Below are 17330 nucleotides of genomic sequence, written 5' to 3'. Positions count from 1 at the left end.
GCGTCCAGACTATGTCGCATCAGCAATCAACTTTTTGTCCGTCGCCTGCTCAGCAGACACGCGCGAGCCCCTACCAAACATGCTCAGCTTGCGCGATGATCGTCCAAACTGACGCATGCGCGGGCCCAGCAATACGCAAGATACGATGCCGAATACCGCTCCGGCGCCTCCCACAGCAAGCGGAAGTAACGGCGCTGAGCCCGCTCTCGCTGACTGAGCCGTAGGGACTACCGGCGCGGCAGACTGCTCGATTGGAGCGCGCTCGACCGGCACGAAGACGACCGCGACCTTGTCATAGGACAGGCCTTCAATGCTGTTTGCGACGAGCATCTTGATCTGCGGCAACAGTGCCGAGAGCTTCGCGCTGGAGCCATGGCGAATGAAGACCGAGGCTGAGGACGGGGTCGCATCTTGTCGCAACAAGTCGTTCTTCGGCAGAACGACGTGGACGCGTGCTGAAAGGACGCCATCTATATCGCTGATCGTGCGCGACAATTCTTCGCTTAGAGCATAAACGTAACGTGCCCGCTCCTCGATCGGCGAGGCAACGAGGCCCGATCCCTTGAACACCTCGCCGAGATTCTTGAAGGATTGGCGCGGCAACCCCTCGACATTTAGCAGGTCAATCGAATAAGCGAGCTGCTTTTCCTCGACCTGGATTGTACTGGTCCCGTCCTTGGCGACAACACGGGCAGCATCAACGCCCTTTCCAAGGAGAAGCGCGAGCATCTCATTAGCCTCGCGCTCCTGAATTTTGGTGTAAAGATCAGCCTTACAGCCGATCAGCGAGAGGAGAAGGGGCATCGCAAGACACATGCGAAGCCGCCGCCACGATTGACGGCCGCCACAGCTACCCCTTTTCGTATCGCCAGTCATCAGCTTACTCAGCCGGCCGATAGCAGCTTGTTGAGCGACGAACTGACAGCGCTGGTGCCCTTGGAGACAAGGGAAACCTGAATAACGTCCCTGTATACGTCTCGCAGATTCGTCATCATCGATTCAAAATCGGCTCCAACCGGTTTACCACTCGCATGTGCACCGACGTTATCCGTCTGCAAAAGCGGCTGCGTAGCCGGCCCAGGCTGCACACTAGTCACGACAGCCGACGCAACCGCCGGAGGAACGGCGCGGCCCTGGTACATACTGGAAAGGGTTTGGAGGATTCGGTCACCCGGCGGACTTGCCAGCACATTCGTACGCTGGACCTCCAATATCGGCGAAGCCGCTACGGGCCGATCCGCGGGCGGGAAGGCAGATCCGTGATTTGCAGCTACTTGCGCCAGGGACTGCTCGAAGCGCGCCTGCTCGCCAGCAGCTGCGGGCGAGCAGGCACTGGAAAGACAGTCAGCCGAACTGGGAGAGATCGGCGTTGCGCCTAACAACATGGAATGAGTCATTGTGCTGTTGTGATGAGACCTAGGCGTTAACCGACGAACCGATCAAGTTCATAGGCTGGCGAGCTGACGAAAACCTGACGAAGATCGTTCTGACTGCGTCATCTAAAGATCACTTTTGGTTTTCAAGCTAGAACGAAACTCCAACTTGATGATGAGCGGAAGGCGTCCGGGAATGCTCGCGCGATCTACGATGGTACATATTCTAAAAAGAACTCTTTGTGCCGGCGTTTTAATCTGTATCGGCATAATGCGCTCGTCTGCTGCATCCCTTTCCCTGCCGTCTGCCCCTTATAGCTACACCGTTCTCGATCAGGATCTTCCTGCGGCGCTGCAGGAGTTCGGCAACAATCTCAATATCAGGGTCAATGTCAGCGCCGAGGTCAGGGGCCGGATTCGCGGGCGAATGCCTGACTTGCCGCCACGAGAATTCCTTGACCGTTTGACTTCCCTGTACAATCTTCAGTGGTATTACGACGGGCTTGTCCTTTACATCTCCGCCGCCCACGAGGCGCAAAGCCGGCTCATCGTATTGAACCCGATCAGCTTCGATGCGTTCAACTCCGCGCTCGACGCCCTCAACATCTCGGATGAGCGCTATATCGTGAAACCAGCTCCGGGAGAGGGCCTCATCCTTGCTTCTGGCCCACCCCGATTTGTTGCGCTGGTGGATCAGACCCTTAAAGGCCTTGTGGCGGAAGCGCAGGCACGGCGCAGTCCCGTCGCAGCCGAGAGGCCACAACGCGAGTCGGTTTTGATGTTGTTTCGCGGCTCATCGAGCACGGTCTTGCGAGACGGGCGGCCGGAAGGTTCTCCCGAAACACCGCACCATGAGGGCATTTTGCGCGAAACCGGTCCAGGCCAGAAGTGAGGTCGAAGGTACAAGACCACTCCGAGCAAAGTCGGTCCGTCCGGCGTACGCCTATTTCATCCGATCGTTAGCTTTTCGAAAGCTACGGTCCCCAGCTTGAGCATGCGAGGTTTGGGCGGCTGCCTTGCTTGGAGCAACCCTGATAGAGGGACCAGAGACCCAGACGCCCAAGGGAAATTAGGTAGTGCCACTTTTGCAGGCGGCGCGAGGTATTAGAGATCAATGCGGGCCTCCGCACGCGTGCTTCCGAGCTAGCTGAGGCTTCGCGTAACTCGATGCGTGTCATCATGGAAGGAGGAACAGGGTGGATTTCAATGCAGTCGCCCCGGCGAATACGAGCCCGGAGCCGGACACAGCACAGACGGCTTCAGATGCAACCGAATTCGAGCAGCAGCTCAGCGGCGCACAGGCTCCCGCTTTGGCGCAGAGCGTCGCCCATCCAGTGCTGCAGGGCGAGGCTTATTCACCGTATCTGAACGCGGGCCACCCCTACTCTCCATACTTTGATATCGGTCACCTGAATCCGCCTTACGAGGATTTAGCGCATCCCCATTCGCCAGACTCGGGTTGGCAGGATAATCTATATGCTGCGCCTGGGCAGGAAAATGGCCGACAGCATCTCTCGCCCCAGACCATCGCTCAGGCGATCGAGGAACATCCCGGCTTCGATCAAGATGTGATATGGCAGAATCTGGATGCCGACCCGTCTCATGGCGAGCCGCGGCACGGTGAGCCACAAGCGGGGCCATCGCATGCAGGTCCATCGCACACTGCCCCTTTTCAGGGTGAGCCGTCTCACGCCGGCCCATCCCATGCCCGGCCACTGCAGGCGGGACCGCCTCAACCTGGGTCTTCCGCAGCTCCATCAGAACTTTCCGAGTTCCGCATGTGGGACGGACATCTCGCCAAGGACGTTTGGGTGTTTACGCCTCAAACAGCAACCGGCGCTCAGATCGACATGCTGGAGCGCAGCGGAGTGAAGCCAAGCAAAGAAAACCCGACAACAGTTTTCGCCATGCTCGGTGTGCCTCACACGGCCGAATGGAGAGAGGAGGACTTCATTCGTCTCACACCTTCGCTGGATGCGACCCTTTGGCCTGAAGAGTTAGAGCAAGACCAACCTATAGATGCGGAAGATCCGCCCATCCGCTAACGGCTGCAGCCGTGCCACGGCAGGGTGATCTCCCCGCGGCCAACAAAGACTTAGACATGGCAGGACACCTGGTGAGAGGCGCCCCGGGGGTATTCCGCGGTCACTCTTCTCTTTTCCGGCCACTCATAAGTGCCAGACCAGCTCGCGAGCGGCAGCGGCCTAGTCAAAGACCGCGCGAGCCGGAGCATGAAATGGCTTTTCATATGGTTCGCTGAGAACACAACGGCCCGCGGAGAAAGAACATTGCAATTTAGCTGCGAATTCAGAACTGGCGTGCCAGCCCCGCGAGTCACGCTGCGATTTAGGAGCACCGCGAGGCGATCGTGCGTCGAGACGAGGGTAAGGGCGTTCCGGATCAGGAGAGTCACGGTATGACCGCCCCCTGGGCACGTTCAACATCGAACTGCTTACGCTGCCGCTTGTCCTCGTTCCTTGGCAAAGCGAGGACTCTAGCATCTGGCGTTGAGGACTCTAGCATCTGGCGTTAATGGCCCTGCGGATAGCAGCTCTCAGAGAGTATGCCCCGGATCATCCGAAGCATAAATATCATCAAGATCGCCGGATTGATCCGCGAAAACTCTGCCCGCCCCCAAGGTCTTCATCTCCTTTTTGTAGCCCGCGCCGAAGGCAGCTGCTTCGGCGCGATGGCCTGCTTCAGAAGCCGCGCAAGGCACACCTCCCTAGTGCGCTTTCTTAGCCCGTATCGTGAGATAGAGGCCAGCTCTCTATTGCAGCCGAACGCAGATGCCCATCCGATCCACTCGCTCTCAGCCGCGCCTGGAGTCGAACCGAACGCGCCGATGTTCGGCAGCCACGCAGCGGCCGAATGATTCCAACCGACACCGTCCTTTTGCGGCATCAAACTCCAAGGGGAGCCACCCGAGTTCACAGAGCGCAGGAATAAGGGTATCAATCCAGCCTCACTCTTCGTCAGCTTCTTGCAAGCTGTGCCTGCTAGAACCGCTGGAATAGGTCATCTCGCGGCACCGCCGCTAGCTTGGTTTTATGACATGGACACAGCCGCAGCCGATATCGCAGCAACGGCGCCAGAAGCTGGCGCAAACACCGACAACGCCGGGAACGGCGGCGAAAACTCGCCCGCAGCATTGTTGCAGCGAGCCTTCGAAAAGGCTCTGGTTGCCGTCGCCACCCAGGTTATAAGCGATTCCCAGTCAGATATGGATGACGCGATGAGCGAGCTAGATGATGGGTGAAGGTCCGGATTATCAGAGGCGCACAGGGAAGGACCTTCGGAAGGCAAGCCGAACCGAGAACGACCTGGCGCAGCCGCCGACTTGCCAAGCCAGCCGCCAGATGCGTCTTAGGTGATCCTCCAGGTGGGCGGTGCGACCGGTCGCAATCCAATCGCACTTGGAACTCTCGAAAAACGCCGCAGCGACTAGCTTACGCGGCCGTGCGCCGCACTCCTCAGTGAGGGTTCATCACGCTTTTCAGTCAGCACGCTTCAAGCGGAACCAACCGCTTCTCCCTTTATGATCAATTCCGTCACCTGGCTGTGCTGGATCGGTACTGCAGCCGCCCGCGAAATGGCGTGCCAGAGAGATCCTGTGAGATCGTAACGTCGGTAGCTTCGGCGCTCGCTGCGCAGATACCTGCGCAGCTCCCGGTCCGCTGACAACAGCATCGAAAATTTTGCGGGTACCTGATCCGTGGGTCATGGCGGGCCTGTGGGTACGATTGGCGCCGCCGAACACGAAAAGCGGGCGCTAACGCCCGCTTCAGTGACTTACCGATAAGCTGGGATCGCCTCGCAGGACCAGCCAGGATTGCGGCCAACTCAAGCGTCCGACGGTGTGCCTGGATTCTCATTGCTGTCGATGATCGCCTGGTTAACCTGGCGTCCAGACCGATCAACCCAGCCCGAGCCTGGCTGTTCGTAAATCGTCTGGGCTCCATCTGAAGTCAGCTGATCAAGCGTACGGCCTGCATTCGACTGCGTCACCTTAAGATTGTTCTTACCGTCGAAGCGGTCTCCTAGCCCTTCGACGACAATGGCATTGTCGCCGTTGGTAATGGTCAGCTTCGAGGCCATCGTTTTGCCGTTGCCAATATCAACGGTGTCGATGGTAATTTTCGTGCCGTCGTCGAGCTGGAACGTCATGTTCTTCTTGAAATCGAAATCGATCTTGCCGTCACCGTCGGCATCGACGTGGGGGTCGCCCTTGATCGCTGTGATCTTGCCCGTTTGATTGTTGCGAATGAGCACCGTTCCGTCATGCTCGTCCACGAGCATCGAATACTTATCACCAAGCTTGATCTCAGCCCTGCTGCCCCTGACCTCATGCGACCAGATTGGCGCCGGCTGAGACGACTGCGTGGGCGCCTGGGCGACCGCAACAGGCACCATCGCAAGAGGCGGCGGCGGAGGAGGAACGAAGAAGACGGGGGCGGTAGAGGCACGCGCTGCGCTTCCATACTGGTAATTACCGGGCCCGCGCCCTTGTTCGCCTGCATCGATACTCGCCTGATTCACCGCGCGTCCGGCCCCATCGACCCAGCCTTGGCCACTCTCATGGATCGTTTGGGCACCATCGGACGTCAACTCGTCAAGGGTCATGCCAGCATTGGACTGGGTCACCCTTAGATTGTTTTTTCCATCCTTATCGTCGCCGAGCCCCTCGACAACCATCGCGTTGTGGCCGTTGGTAATGGTAAGCTTTGAAGAGATGGCCTGACCATTACCGTAGTCAACATTGTTGACAGTAATTTTCGTGCCGTCGTCGAGCTCAAACGTCATATCCTTCTTGAAATCGAAGTCATCTTTGCCGTCTCCGTCGGCATCAACGTGGGGGTCGCCATGAATTACGGTGACATGCCCGGTCTGGTTATTGCGAACTGTCCAGGTGCCATCCTTTTCATTGGCCGTAATCGTATACTTGTCCCCAAGGTTGATCGTGGCCTTGCCATCCTTGACCTCGTGCGTCCACACCGGATCCACAGCAGGCTCAGAATTTTGATTCAGCTGGCTCATCAGCATGGTGGGAGGAGGAGGCGCCATCATGTAAGCTTGGGTCGTAACGACGGCTGGCGTTACCACGACCGGAACGGCGACCGAACTGACGAAGGCTGGTGAGGCTACCGGTAGGTACTGGTAGCTCGCCGGAGCATACTGCCCCAACAAGGCGTTGAAGGCGGGAGTGACAACCGCGCCTTCTGGCACCACTCCGTTCATCGAGTCGGACGCGCCCACCACCGGAAGGCCAGTCACGGGAAGATACGGCATTTAGTTTACTCCTGTTGCATAGACGAAATCTGTAAAACCGCGAACGCTGCGCGCATAGTCAACCAAGGTACGCTGCTTCGATCTGCACGAGAACGCACCATTAGCTCATCCGGACGAACGACTACTTCTCTTGCCAGACCAGCAGCCCTAACGAGATCTTCCTTTCGTCGCACCACACTAAGTGCTGCACGATCACATCACGCCCATTTAACTCACAACGACCGTAGCCCGAATACCTGTCGAAAAGCTGACGACGATGGGCGAGCGAAGCCGCATCCACTTTGACATTGATCGAATGTCGGAGACGCATCCTTCGCCAAGCTGTATCGCAACCTTCAACCCTCCTCTTCGCACGAAACGGCTGTTATCAGAGGTGCCCTATGTCTTCGCGATACGCGAGGTCTGCCGGTTATCAACCAGTCATCCCATCCTCACCGCGCAATCAGCGCTCCCGCCGGTCGTGCACATCATCTGCGAGGAGCGATCGATGGGTTGAACACGCGCGCGGACCAGTCTCTCCGGCATCAGAGGATCTTCGCGGACCCTGACTTTGCACAAGCCGCCCATGTTGACCAAACGAGTCTAGCGCGGGCTGAGACCCGCACAACTCCATGACTTTATCCCGCTTTCGCACTCTATCCGCCAAGCCACGCGCCTGCTCAGGCTCCGCAAGGTAAACTCATTCCTGCACGCGCAGCTAAGCACCACCCACAGGGCCTTGCGCAAAGCCGATTATAGACGGGCTGGGACGGCCCGGGCGAGCCGATGATTGCGAGCAGGTGCAACGCTGCCGCAAAAGATCATCCCACTCGCCTCAACATGAGGCTCGTCAGCTTTTCGAAAGCTAGCGCCCCTAGCATGAGGCCGCTGAAATCTAGGCGAGCAGTCGTCTATTGAGCGCAACAAGACGAGGATAGGAGAATGCGATGATCGGAGAAATGATCGGAAGTGCTGCCGGCGGATACCTTGGCGGGCCTGCCGGAGCGGCCATTGGTTCGGCACTGGGCGGGAGCGTTGACAAGGTCTTTGACAAGGTGGTCCACACCTTGGTGCCCGACGAGGGTAGCCATGATAAGGCCGCAGACGACAAAGACGCCGGCGACAAGAGCGAGGTACAACCCAAGTCCGATACCCTCTGCAAGAGCCCGGAGCTGAACCTTGGGCTCAGCACGCTCGGCGGTACGCCCATGGTCCTCTCAATTCCCGCGATCATCTCGCCGGCCCACAACTCGTAACAAGTCAGAACCAAGGTTATCCCAACAGAAAGGTAAGTAGATATGGCAGTTGACAATGTTGGCGGAAATGGCGGCGCTGCTGGGGCGCAGCCGACGGGCGATACGGGCTTCCAGAACCAGATGGCTGAATTCGAGCGTGTTAGCCAGAAGGTTCAGGCCCAGGCCGTGGCAATGCGTCGAATCACGACCGAGCTCTCGTCCGAGAAGAAGGTCGCCGACGAACGCGTTCAGTAATTCTGCGAGACGGGTGGCTCACCGCGTTGCTACCGTCGCCGAGTTGTGAATGACGAAATCTGGATGAGCCGTACGGCACTGCCGTACGGCTTCTCTCGTTATTCAGGAGGTTGTCGTGAAGGGCTCTGTTTCGCTCGAGTTCGAGGTGCTTTCGGGACTCTATACCGGGCTCAAGGGGAAGGCAGCGGGCGGCGACAGCATTGTTGGCAGTGGCTTCGATGCAGACATGATCTTCGTTGAACAAGGGCTTGAGCCGCATCACCTTCGTGTCATCGCGCAGCACGATTCGATCGAGGTCGAGGCGCTCGCCGCCAACATCAGCATAGACGGTCTCGCGAGCATCGCTTCAGGTGAGCGCGTCAGAGTGCCCCTCCCCGCGGTCGTTCATGCTGGCGCGATGTCCATCCGCTGGTCGACAGAGGATGTCCAGCCGGTTTCTTCGAGCAAGCGCTCCCGCAGCTTGACCTTAGCACTCAGCCTGGTTCTGCTCAGCTCTGTCGTGATCGGCACCGTCTCAACTATCTTCGCCCCAGGCGATAGAGCGGTGGTGCCAAGTACACAGTCGTCGCGCACGGTCGAGATTGCCACTAAGCCAACCGTTGATCATTCTGATCCGAGAGCTGCTGATGAAATGGCCGTATCGCTGCGGCAAGAGATCGAACGAGCGGGCCTTCTTGACGTTAAGATCGGGCGCGGCCCCGGCGTTGTGACCGCGGAAGGCACAATTACGCCGAACCTCGTCGTAAAATGGAAAGAGATCCAGCAATGGTTCGATCGTCAAACCAACGGCACCACGACCCTTGTGAATGCTGTCACGGTGAAAGAGGAGAAGATGCCGTCTTCAATTGCTGTCCAAGCCGTCTGGCGCGGAAGCGAACCTTATCTGCTTATTGCCGGGCAGAAGTACTTCGTCGGTGCGCTCTTAAGCAATGGATGGACCGTTGATCGAATTGAGGATGGACGTGTTCTGCTCAGTCGCAACGGCCGATCTGCCGCTTTGCCATATTGAGGTCTCTAGCCTGCAAGAAAGAAGGAGAAGGCGATGGCTAGGCTGCCCCAGCACTCCGTAGGGCCCGGCACCGGATCGCAGGGATTAGATGCGGGCCAGCACGCACCGGTCATCGGCTCGTCTCCCTCGCGAGGTGATAAACTCGAGCTCGAAGGCGCCCATGCGGATAGCGGCGCGAAGCGCGCATCGTGGCGGGATACGGTTTCGCGTGATCTGCCAATTGATGTTGCGAGCGAAGCGACGCTCGAGGTCAGCTCCGTCGGCGCCATCTCTCGCGTCACTTTATTCGAAAGCGAAGCAGGGGCAAATGAGCTAGATCCACGCGCGGTATTGGCTTTGCTCTATGGTCCCAATCTGTCCCGCGGACTACTCTCCTTCGTCGTTCCACGCCTCCGTCATCCGGACGTACTGCGCGCCGACAAGCATGGTGCTCTTTTGGAGCGCTTGACGCGGACGTTGGAGGCGACACCGGATGACAATACGGCACGAGAGTGTTTGGTAATCCTGCAGCAGGAACTACAGCGGTTATTAATGCTCCGGCAAAATCAAAACAGCTTAATCAAGGGCTAGCCATGGCCGATCCTGATGGATTGCAGCATGGGCCCGCTCCCCTGGTTCCAGAAGTCTCCAAGTCCGGCGATATTCTGTCGATCTCCGGGCCGGAGCGCGACCTGCTTTGCGCGCTTTCGTATGTACATCTCGCGTGCGGGCAGAGCGCACAAAGTCTGGCTCTGTTGCGAATTGCAGCTCGCGAGCATTCTAACGACATCGGTTTACTCCGCATTCTCGCCTACGCGCTAATCTCCGAGGGCCTTGGTGATGAAGCACTCGACGTATTGGACAGACTGGACGCACTCGATACGCAACCCTCTTCCCGCATACCGATGACGCTGCTGCGCAGTCACGCCCTGCGGCACGCTGGCCGCATGCCCGAGGCTCGCGAGGTCTTCCAGCGCTATGTGTCACTGCGCGCGAGCAGGGCCGCGCTCATCAAAAAGCAATAAGGATCTATCATGGCCAACGTCTTGCGTGACTTCATCGCGCGCGCTCCGGCCCACCCGGATTTCATGGTTGCCTTGATGCTGCTTCTAGCGATCGGCATGATGATCATGCCAATCCCAATCATCGTGATCGACATGCTGATCGGCTTCAATCTTGGCTTTGCCATATTGCTGCTGATGGTTGCGCTCTATCTCACCACACCGCTTGATTTTTCGTCGCTACCGGGCGTCATCCTGATCTCCACCGTCTTTCGACTGGCGTTAACGATTGCAACAACGCGGCTGATCCTTGCTGAGGGCGACGCCGGCAGCATCATTCACACCTTCGGTGACTTCGTCATTTCAGGGAATATCGCGGTCGGCATTGTCATATTCTTGATCGTGACCATGGTGCAGTTCATGGTTCTTGCCAAGGGTGCCGAACGCGTCGCAGAGGTGTCTGCGCGCTTCACGCTTGACGCGCTACCAGGCAAGCAGATGGCGATCGATGCGGAACTTCGCAACAACCACATTGATCAACACGAAGCACGCCGCCGACGTGCCGCCTTGGAGCAAGAGAGTCAACTTCATGGCGCGATGGATGGCGCCATGAAGTTCGTTAAGGGAGACGCGATCGCCGGACTAATCGTGATCTGCATCAATATGCTGGGCGGAATCAGCATCGGTCTGCTCTCAAAGGGTATGTCGCTCGATGACGCGCTGCATCAATATACGCTTTTGACGATCGGTGATGCGCTCATTTCGCAGATTCCGGCGTTGCTGCTGTCAATTACCGCCGCGACCATTGTCACGCGCGTCAACGGGCCCTCCAAACTCAAACTCGGCGCCGATATCGTTCACCAACTTACCGCAAGTACGCAGGCACTTAGGCTAGCGGCCTGCGTATTGGTATTCATGGGGCTTGTTCCCGGCTTTCCTTTGCTCCCGTTTGTCGTGCTGGCCGTCCTGTTCGCTGCGGCCAGCTTCGTCAAGATCGGGGCCAAAGGCGACAAGCCTGCCGCTAAAATTGGAGCAAGCGCCGCTGCTTCGGCGCCAGCTCCGGCAGCGGCCCAGAAGCAGACCGCACATGCGGAAGCACTTCCGATCGCGTTGTTCCTTGCGCCGAACCTGACGGATTCGATCGACAAAGACGAGCTGGAAGAGAGCATTTCGCGTGTTTCAAGGCTGGTCTCGGCGGACCTTGGCATCACCATTCCGCGCATCCCGGCCCAAATCGGCGAGAGCTTGTCCTCGTCGCAATTCAGGGTGGATGTCGATAGTGTGCCAGTTGAGCGCGATGTGATCAATCCCGGGCACCTGGCGCTCAACGACGATGTGGCGAACATCGAGTTGAGCGGCATCCCCTTTCAGCAAGACCCGGAAACGAATCGTGTCTGGATCGAAGAACGGCATGCAGCGGCTCTCAAGGCCGCTGGAATCGGATATCATCGCCTGAGCGAAGTTCTTGCCTTACGTCTCCATTCCACATTGACACGCTATGCACAGCGCCTGGTAGGTATCCAGGAAACCCGCCAATTGCTCGCCCGGATGGAGCAGGAATATCCTGACCTAGTGAAGGAGGTGCTGCGTACGGCCACCGTCCCTCGGATCGCCGAGGTCCTGCGCCGGTTGCTCGATGAAGGCATTCCAATCCGCAATACCCGCTTGCTCCTGGAGGCATTGGCAGAATGGAGCGAGCGCGAGCAAAACGCCGTCCTGCTCACCGAATATGTTCGTGCTACCTTAAAGCGACAAATCTGCTTTCGGTATGCTAACGCTCATCGCGTCGTGGTCGCCTTTATCATCGAGCGTGAGAGCGAGGAAATCATCCGCGGCGCAGTACGGGAAACTGCCGTCGGCCCATACCTCGTCTTGGACGAATGGCAGAGCGAAAAGCTGCTTGCACAATTTCGTCAGATCCATGCCACCATCGCGCAAAGTAAGAGCCAACCTGTCGTCCTTGGGTCGATGGATATCCGCCGTTTCGTACGTGGTTTTCTCACGCGCAACGGCATCGACCTGCCTGTTCTGTCTTATCAAGATCTCGCCGCCGACTTCACGGTCCAACCGATTGGATCCGTCAAGCTTCCCAAGGCGCCTTCCTCAGGAGGGCTCCTAGCAGCTGCAAACTAAGAATGCGCCGCACTTCCCCGTGAGTAGCCGATGAAACAAAATGAAACCAGGTGCCGCCGGCATTTGTGCTCCGCCAGTCCAGGGCCGCGGCCCGCTCTGCTTGCGATGCTGGCTATTGTGCTGCTCGCTGGCTGCGCTGCCCCAGATAAACATAGCCTCTCACCGCAGCAGACGTCCACATCTCGCCTCGCACACAACGAAGACATCGATCCCGCGGTGCGCGAGCGCATTTCGTACGCGCTCGGCCGGGATCCTGATGAAGGGGCTCTGCGCGATGCATTGAAGCAACAGCCGAACAACATCGATGCAGCGATTCCTCTTGCGCGAGCCCTGCTGGCCCGCAACCGTCCGAATGATGCGCTCGAGATGCTCGACGGCGTGTTATTGGCAGCCCCTGGCGACCTGCGCGCATTGAATGCCAAAGCGGTGGTTCTCGATCACGAGGGCCGCCATCAGGAGGCCCAAGAACTATACCGCCAAGCTCTCGCAGCGGAACCCGCAAACCCGATGCTGCGCAACAATTTCGGACTGTCGCTCGCACTTGAAGGCAAGAAGGAGGCCGGCGATGCCAGCTCAGCACCGCAGGCGGGCGGCCGGAACGCATTGGCTCGTTCAAGATAAGCGTGGCGATGAAGAGGGAGGCGGAGATAGCGAAGCTTATGCTAGCTTGCCGACCGCTAGGTTACCCACCCGCTCGTCGATAGCGCGGGCGATATCTTGCTTGAACATCAGGTCCAGATCGACGGTAACAAACCGCTTGTGCTCTCCCACTCTTTCAATCCGGAAGCGAACTCCCGCGCAGCTTCTTGAGGTAGGTGACTCGATCATGGTGCTTGATCCCGACAAGCACCAGGACAAATGGAAGAACAAAGACGGCAAATGGCAGCGAACGGGTAGACCGCCTTTGTATCTTGCCGCGATAGAAGACTACAGCAGCAATGCCAAGTGTACCGAAAGCGTGGCGATGCCCACGAACGATCCGTATGATGATGACTATAACTTTATGTAGAGCGTACACGAACTACCAAGAGCGATTGGCCAGATCGACTTTGGTGAGGTCAGGCTCGCACCGAATAACCTAATCCGCGCGACCGAAAATCTCGGCTATTCTGGCACCTTCGTCCTGCACTACTTCGGCGCAACGTACTCCAAGGAGCTGCTCGCCGACTGCCACCTTGGGGCCGTGAGAAATATTGTCAAGCCACTCGTCTTCTAGAGCGAGACGTGTGATGGCGAGCCTGCCGGGTGTTGTGCTGACGTCACATCGTGCTCGATTGACCTGAATTCTCGATTGACGCGAAGTTCTCCTGAGGCGTTGCGCGCAAGGTCGCTGTGTGCCGTTGCGTACGCGAGGCGCCATCCGGCGATTGGTCCGGATTTTGCTCCACTGTTTGCCAAGACGAGGCGCGGCTCCCCGCCGTGTCGGACTTTCTACGATAGTGACAACTATGAAACGAAAGGCGATGCCATGAAGAACCGGCTTTCGGTCACCGGCAAGGCGGCAAGCACCGCCGCTGAAGGGTCGGAGTCGACGACGCGCACCGCCCCGGCGGTCGAGCGCAAAACGGAGAGTGGCACCGGCTTATACCTTCCTGACGAGGCCAGCGTCTTTGCCGACCCAGGCAAATCAGATCAACCAGCATGCTTCACACTTCAGAACGGCCTGCAGGTCGTCGTGATCCCGGATCATCGCACACCCGTCGTGACTCAGATGATTTGGTATAAGGTCGGTTCCGCGGACGAACCGCCTGGCAAATCGGGGCTTGCGCATTTCCTCGAACACCTGATGTTCAAGGGCACATCCAAACATCCGGCGGATGAGTTCCGCAAGGCTGTGATGCGCGCCGGCGGCTATCAGAACGCCTTTACCGGATTCGACTTCACCAGCTACTTCCAACACGTGCCTCGCGAGCACCTCGGTAAGATGATGGAATTTGAAGCCGACCGCATGAACGGTCTCATTCTCAAGGACGAGGATGTGCAGTCCGAGCGCGACGTCGTGCTGGAGGAATTCAATATGCGCGTCGCCAACCAACCAGGTAACCGGCTTGCTGAGCAGATGATGGCGGCGCTCTACCTTAACCATCCCTATGGCCACCCCGTTATTGGGTGGCGCCAGGAAATCGAAACGCTTACCCGAGAGGACGCGCTTAGCTTCTACAAGCGTTACTATGCACCCAACAACGCGATCTTGATTGTCGCTGGCGACGTAAACACCAAGGAAATTCTCTCGCTAGTGAAGGAGACGTTTGGCGGCATCCCCGCGCAACCGTCAATTCCCGTGCAACGCCTGCGGCCGCAGGAGCCGACGCCGGCCGCGCAGCGCAGAGTGACGTTGGCCGATTCCCGCGTCGAGCAGCCAGCCCTGCACCGCTATTATCTCGTACCGTCGGCTCGCACCGCCGCCGCTGGGGAAGGTCCGGCGCTTGAGGTGCTCGAGCAGTTGATGGGCGGCGGTGTCAACTCATATCTCTATCTCTCGCTTGTTGTCGAAAAGCAGCTCGCGGTCACTGCCAGAGCGAGCTACCAATCTGCCGCACTCGATCCCTCGCTATTCGCGATTTCCGCCATACCAAAACCTGGTGTCCACCTCAGCCTGATCGAGCAGTCCATCGACGAGGTCATCGCCGACATTGCCCGTAATCCCGTGAGCACCGAAGATCTGCAGAGCGCGAAGACGCGGCTGATTGCGCAAGTCACCTATGCCCAGGACAGTCAGGAAATGCTCGCGCACCGGTATGGCCGCGGCCTGACGACGGGACTATGCATTGAGGATATTGAACGCTGGCCGGAGGACATCCGCGCTGTCGGTGCACGGCAGGTGCACGAAGCAGTGCGGAACTGGCTCGACAAGAAACGAGCGGTGACCGGCTATCTCGTAAAAGAGTCTACTCCACGACACTGGGAGAAGCTCTAGTGATTTATCCTTGCACACGACGTGGGATCCTTCTCCGCGGAGCGTCGCTCTCCATCGCTATGCTCGCTTCGCCAAATTCAGTTGCCGCCGCGAGCTCACTTGGCCGAACCAGGATCAAGCGCCTAGTTTCGTCTTGCGGTATAGAGGCGTGGTTCGTGCAGGATTCTACCGTCCCATTGATCACGATGGAATATGCCTTCACCGGCGGCGCGACTCAGGACCCCGCTCAAAAACCTGGCGTCGGTCACATGGTGTCTGGCCTGCTCAAGGAAGGTTCCGGCGACTTTGACTTCAAGACCTTTCATCAGCGGCTAGACCGTCGTGCCATCGAGTTGGGTTTTCATGTGACCCCTGATCACTTTCGCGGTGCCTTGTGCACGCCCCAAGACAACGCGGACGAGGCCTTCGAGCTTTTACGGACGGCGCTAACCTCACCGCGTTTCGACTCGGCCGACGTCGAACGGACCCGTGCTACTGTGCTTGCGCGCCTTCGGCACGCCTCGACCGATCCTTCGTCTCTGGCCCATCGCAAGTTTCTCGAAGTCGCGTTTGGGGATCATCCTTATGCTCGCCCAGCCGAGGGCTCGCTGGAAAGCGTGCCGAAGATCGAGGTCGCGGATCTCAAGGGTTATGTCCGACGCGTGATCGCAAAAGACACGCTCAAAATCGCTATTGTCGGCGACGTCGATCCAGCGGTCGTCTGCAAGCTGCTCGACAAGACATTTGGCGGCCTGCCGAGCAACGCAGAAGCGGTGCCGGTTACCGAAGTGACCGCAGCAAAGCCGCCACAGCGGGTCTTCATTCCGGTCGATGTGCCGCAAACAGTTGTGACCTTTGGGGGGCCGGCCGTCCGTCGGAGCGAGCCGGATTTCATGGCCGCCTACATCGTCAACCACATTCTCGGGGACGCCGGCCTTACGTCTCGCCTGTTCCGCGAAGTCCGCGAGAAGCGCGGACTGGCCTATTTCGTCCGTGAGCACCTTGTCTGGTTGGACCATTCAGCCATTTTTCTCGGCAGCAGCGGCACCTGCGCAGATCGTGCCGGTCAGACGGTTGAGGAAATCGAGAAGCAGGTCCGCCACATCGCGGAGGAAGGACCTACTCAGCAGGAACTCGATGACGCAAAGTCTTACCTGAAGGGCGCGCAACAGGTGGCTCTCAACACATCATCAAAGCTTGCGCGAACGCTACTGAAGAATCAGATCGACAAGCTGCCCATCGACTATTTCGAAAAGCAGAATGCCCTGGTCGATGGGGTGACGCTGGAGGACGCCAAGAGAGCAGCGCAGCGGCTGTGGGGCGAGGGTCTGCTCACAATTATCGTCGGCCGCTCCTCGAACGACGCAGCGTAGTGCACCCCCATGCCAACGGGGACCACACCCCAGCCAGGCGCTCGCTCTTGCGTGCAGAGTGCATCTAGCACCCCCCTTTAGCTTGTGGAGATATTCCAGGCGAGGCAGCTACCATGCGGCCGCTCGAGGCCGGCTTTTGCGGAAACGCGTTTGAACCAGCGACAATCCGCGTTGGATCTTCGGGTTAGCCAAAGTAAGCGCTTTAAAGCCGGAGCGTGCACTGTCTGCCGCTTCAAGGAAGCGGCCAACGAGAGTGCCATGGCCATCGTTCATTCCACTAAGAACCTCCTTGACCGGTAGGACGTAGCTCGACGAATCTGTGTCCCGCGCGCTCCACCTTTCGCGTATCCCGACATTCATCAGCAGAGTGAGAGCTCGGTCGTTCAGGGTCATCTTTCAGAAATTAACCAGCCGGTTCGCTCTCTGCCGAAAAGACGACCATCTGATCCAGCAGACCTTTGTGGTCTGCCAAGCCATAGGCGCACCGCGTCGCATCGCCCTGATCTGCGCTTTGATCCGAGCTCCCAATCTGACGCCACGTTAGTTTCCGTCGCTTCATGAAAAGTAGATAACAACAGCAACGGCATCTATGGATAACCTATGTCGTTACAACGATCACAACAGGCGGACAGTTGATTCTTGCCCCGCGCATTCCAATTGCCCACAAACCTGACGTAGATCACCAATACAAGCGATTAGTCCCATTCTCCGGCTTGCATCATCGGACGATGTTACTCGCTCAATGTTGAAAACGTTTATCAGTTGCAGAGCTCCAGCATCGAAGGTTCATTGCCCCTTCTTTCTGCCA

At 58.2% G+C, this 17330-nt stretch carries 17 protein-coding genes; 13 read left to right on the top strand and 4 right to left on the bottom strand.

Annotated elements, in window-relative coordinates; translation table 11 throughout:
- Positions 1 to 9: 9 nt before the first annotated feature.
- Positions 10 to 876 carry a type III secretion system inner membrane ring lipoprotein SctJ gene (gene sctJ, locus XI04_RS04685; protein WP_271596618.1) on the bottom strand — a complete coding sequence of 289 codons (867 nt, stop codon included), beginning with the start codon at positions 874 to 876 and terminating at the stop codon, positions 10 to 12.
- An 8-nt stretch (positions 877 to 884) separates the two neighbouring features.
- A complete protein-coding gene (locus XI04_RS04680; protein ID WP_271596778.1) occupies positions 885 to 1385 on the bottom strand; it encodes a nodulation protein NolB in 501 nt (166 codons plus the stop codon).
- A gap of 184 nt (positions 1386 to 1569) precedes the next feature.
- Between XI04_RS04680 and XI04_RS04675 the strand changes: the two genes are divergently transcribed.
- From XI04_RS04675 to XI04_RS04665, 3 genes are all read left to right on the top strand, one after another.
- Positions 1570 to 2265 carry a secretin N-terminal domain-containing protein gene (locus XI04_RS04675; protein ID WP_442868213.1) on the top strand — a complete coding sequence of 232 codons (696 nt, stop codon included), beginning with the start codon at positions 1570 to 1572 and terminating at the stop codon, positions 2263 to 2265.
- A gap of 304 nt (positions 2266 to 2569) precedes the next feature.
- Positions 2570 to 3418, top strand: a complete 849-nt coding sequence (locus XI04_RS04670; protein ID WP_271596620.1) for a hypothetical protein — start codon at positions 2570 to 2572, stop codon at positions 3416 to 3418.
- Between the two features lie 1010 nt (positions 3419 to 4428).
- Positions 4429 to 4632 (top strand): hypothetical protein, encoded by a 204-nt coding sequence (locus tag XI04_RS04665; protein WP_271596621.1) that lies wholly within the window; start codon positions 4429 to 4431, stop codon positions 4630 to 4632.
- Between the two features lie 584 nt (positions 4633 to 5216).
- Here the strand turns inward: XI04_RS04665 and XI04_RS04660 are convergent.
- A complete protein-coding gene (locus tag XI04_RS04660) occupies positions 5217 to 6662 on the bottom strand; it encodes a DUF1521 domain-containing protein (RefSeq protein WP_271596622.1) in 1446 nt (481 codons plus the stop codon).
- Between the two features lie 926 nt (positions 6663 to 7588).
- Here XI04_RS04660 and XI04_RS04655 point away from each other — a divergent pair.
- From XI04_RS04655 to XI04_RS04625, 7 genes are all read left to right on the top strand, one after another.
- Entirely contained in the window at positions 7589 to 7897 is a 309-nt protein-coding gene (locus XI04_RS04655; RefSeq protein ID WP_172787711.1) for a hypothetical protein, read from the top strand.
- 42 nt (positions 7898 to 7939) lie between these two features.
- On the top strand, positions 7940 to 8131 hold the full coding sequence (locus XI04_RS04650; RefSeq protein ID WP_036014847.1) for a hypothetical protein: 192 nt from the start codon (positions 7940 to 7942) through the stop codon (positions 8129 to 8131).
- 115 nt (positions 8132 to 8246) lie between these two features.
- The gene (locus XI04_RS04645) at positions 8247 to 9140 is read left to right on the top strand and encodes a SctD/MshK family protein (protein ID WP_172787712.1); all 894 of its coding nucleotides are present in this window, start codon (positions 8247 to 8249) and stop codon (positions 9138 to 9140) included.
- Positions 9141 to 9173: 33 nt separating this feature from the next.
- Positions 9174 to 9710: a hypothetical protein gene (locus XI04_RS04640; protein WP_271596623.1), complete on the top strand. Its 537-nt coding sequence runs from the start codon at positions 9174 to 9176 to the stop codon at positions 9708 to 9710.
- Positions 9711 to 9712: 2 nt separating this feature from the next.
- Positions 9713 to 10144 carry a tetratricopeptide repeat protein gene (locus tag XI04_RS04635; protein ID WP_271596624.1) on the top strand — a complete coding sequence of 144 codons (432 nt, stop codon included), beginning with the start codon at positions 9713 to 9715 and terminating at the stop codon, positions 10142 to 10144.
- Positions 10145 to 10153: 9 nt separating this feature from the next.
- A complete protein-coding gene (sctV, locus tag XI04_RS04630) occupies positions 10154 to 12253 on the top strand; it encodes a type III secretion system export apparatus subunit SctV (RefSeq protein WP_271596625.1) in 2100 nt (699 codons plus the stop codon).
- 105 nt (positions 12254 to 12358) lie between these two features.
- Entirely contained in the window at positions 12359 to 12874 is a 516-nt protein-coding gene (locus tag XI04_RS04625) for a tetratricopeptide repeat protein (protein ID WP_271596626.1), read from the top strand.
- 36 nt (positions 12875 to 12910) lie between these two features.
- Here XI04_RS04625 and XI04_RS04620 read toward each other — a convergent pair whose 3' ends face one another.
- Entirely contained in the window at positions 12911 to 13081 is a 171-nt protein-coding gene (locus XI04_RS04620; RefSeq protein WP_271596627.1) for a hypothetical protein, read from the bottom strand.
- Between XI04_RS04620 and XI04_RS04615 the strand changes: the two genes are divergently transcribed.
- The 3 genes from XI04_RS04615 (at position 13080) to XI04_RS04605 (ending at position 16522) form a co-directional block, all read left to right on the top strand.
- Complete coding sequence (locus tag XI04_RS04615; protein WP_271596628.1) at positions 13080 to 13262, top strand: hypothetical protein; 183 nt, start codon at positions 13080 to 13082, stop codon at positions 13260 to 13262. The genes XI04_RS04620 and XI04_RS04615 overlap by 2 nt on opposite strands.
- Positions 13263 to 13721: 459 nt before the next feature.
- Entirely contained in the window at positions 13722 to 15170 is a 1449-nt protein-coding gene (locus XI04_RS04610; RefSeq protein WP_271596629.1) for a M16 family metallopeptidase, read from the top strand.
- Positions 15170 to 16522 (top strand): M16 family metallopeptidase, encoded by a 1353-nt coding sequence (locus XI04_RS04605; protein WP_442868214.1) that lies wholly within the window; start codon positions 15170 to 15172, stop codon positions 16520 to 16522. Before XI04_RS04610 ends, XI04_RS04605 begins: the two co-directional genes overlap by 1 nt.
- Positions 16523 to 17330: the final 808 nt, after the last annotated feature.

It is taken from the genome of Bradyrhizobium sp. CCBAU 11430, from assembly GCF_028128855.1.
Lineage (GTDB): Bacteria > Pseudomonadota > Alphaproteobacteria > Rhizobiales > Xanthobacteraceae > Bradyrhizobium > Bradyrhizobium ottawaense.
Note: the sequence above shows the minus strand (reverse complement) of the source record. Positions and strands in the feature narration are given on the sequence as shown.

Excerpts from the sequence above, each read along its gene's own strand:
- XI04_RS04610 (WP_271596629.1), top strand. The coding sequence starts at position 13,722 with ATGAAGAACCGGCTTTCGGTCACCGGCAAGGCGGCAAGCACCGCCGCT.
- XI04_RS04620 (WP_271596627.1), bottom strand. The coding sequence starts at position 13,081 with ATGATCGAGTCACCTACCTCAAGAAGCTGCGCGGGAGTTCGCTTCCGG.
- XI04_RS04675 (WP_442868213.1), top strand. The coding sequence starts at position 1,570 with ATGCTCGCGCGATCTACGATGGTACATATTCTAAAAAGAACTCTTTGT.
- XI04_RS04665 (WP_271596621.1), top strand. The coding sequence starts at position 4,429 with ATGGACACAGCCGCAGCCGATATCGCAGCAACGGCGCCAGAAGCTGGC.
- XI04_RS04660 (WP_271596622.1), bottom strand. The coding sequence starts at position 6,662 with ATGCCGTATCTTCCCGTGACTGGCCTTCCGGTGGTGGGCGCGTCCGAC.
- sctJ (WP_271596618.1), bottom strand. The coding sequence starts at position 876 with ATGACTGGCGATACGAAAAGGGGTAGCTGTGGCGGCCGTCAATCGTGG.
- XI04_RS04655 (WP_172787711.1), top strand. The coding sequence starts at position 7,589 with ATGATCGGAGAAATGATCGGAAGTGCTGCCGGCGGATACCTTGGCGGG.
- sctV (WP_271596625.1), top strand. The coding sequence starts at position 10,154 with ATGGCCAACGTCTTGCGTGACTTCATCGCGCGCGCTCCGGCCCACCCG.
- XI04_RS04625 (WP_271596626.1), top strand. The coding sequence starts at position 12,359 with ATGCTGGCTATTGTGCTGCTCGCTGGCTGCGCTGCCCCAGATAAACAT.
- XI04_RS04635 (WP_271596624.1), top strand. The coding sequence starts at position 9,713 with ATGGCCGATCCTGATGGATTGCAGCATGGGCCCGCTCCCCTGGTTCCA.
- XI04_RS04650 (WP_036014847.1), top strand. The coding sequence starts at position 7,940 with ATGGCAGTTGACAATGTTGGCGGAAATGGCGGCGCTGCTGGGGCGCAG.
- XI04_RS04680 (WP_271596778.1), bottom strand. The coding sequence starts at position 1,385 with ATGTTGTTAGGCGCAACGCCGATCTCTCCCAGTTCGGCTGACTGTCTT.
- XI04_RS04640 (WP_271596623.1), top strand. The coding sequence starts at position 9,174 with ATGGCTAGGCTGCCCCAGCACTCCGTAGGGCCCGGCACCGGATCGCAG.
- XI04_RS04615 (WP_271596628.1), top strand. The coding sequence starts at position 13,080 with ATGGTGCTTGATCCCGACAAGCACCAGGACAAATGGAAGAACAAAGAC.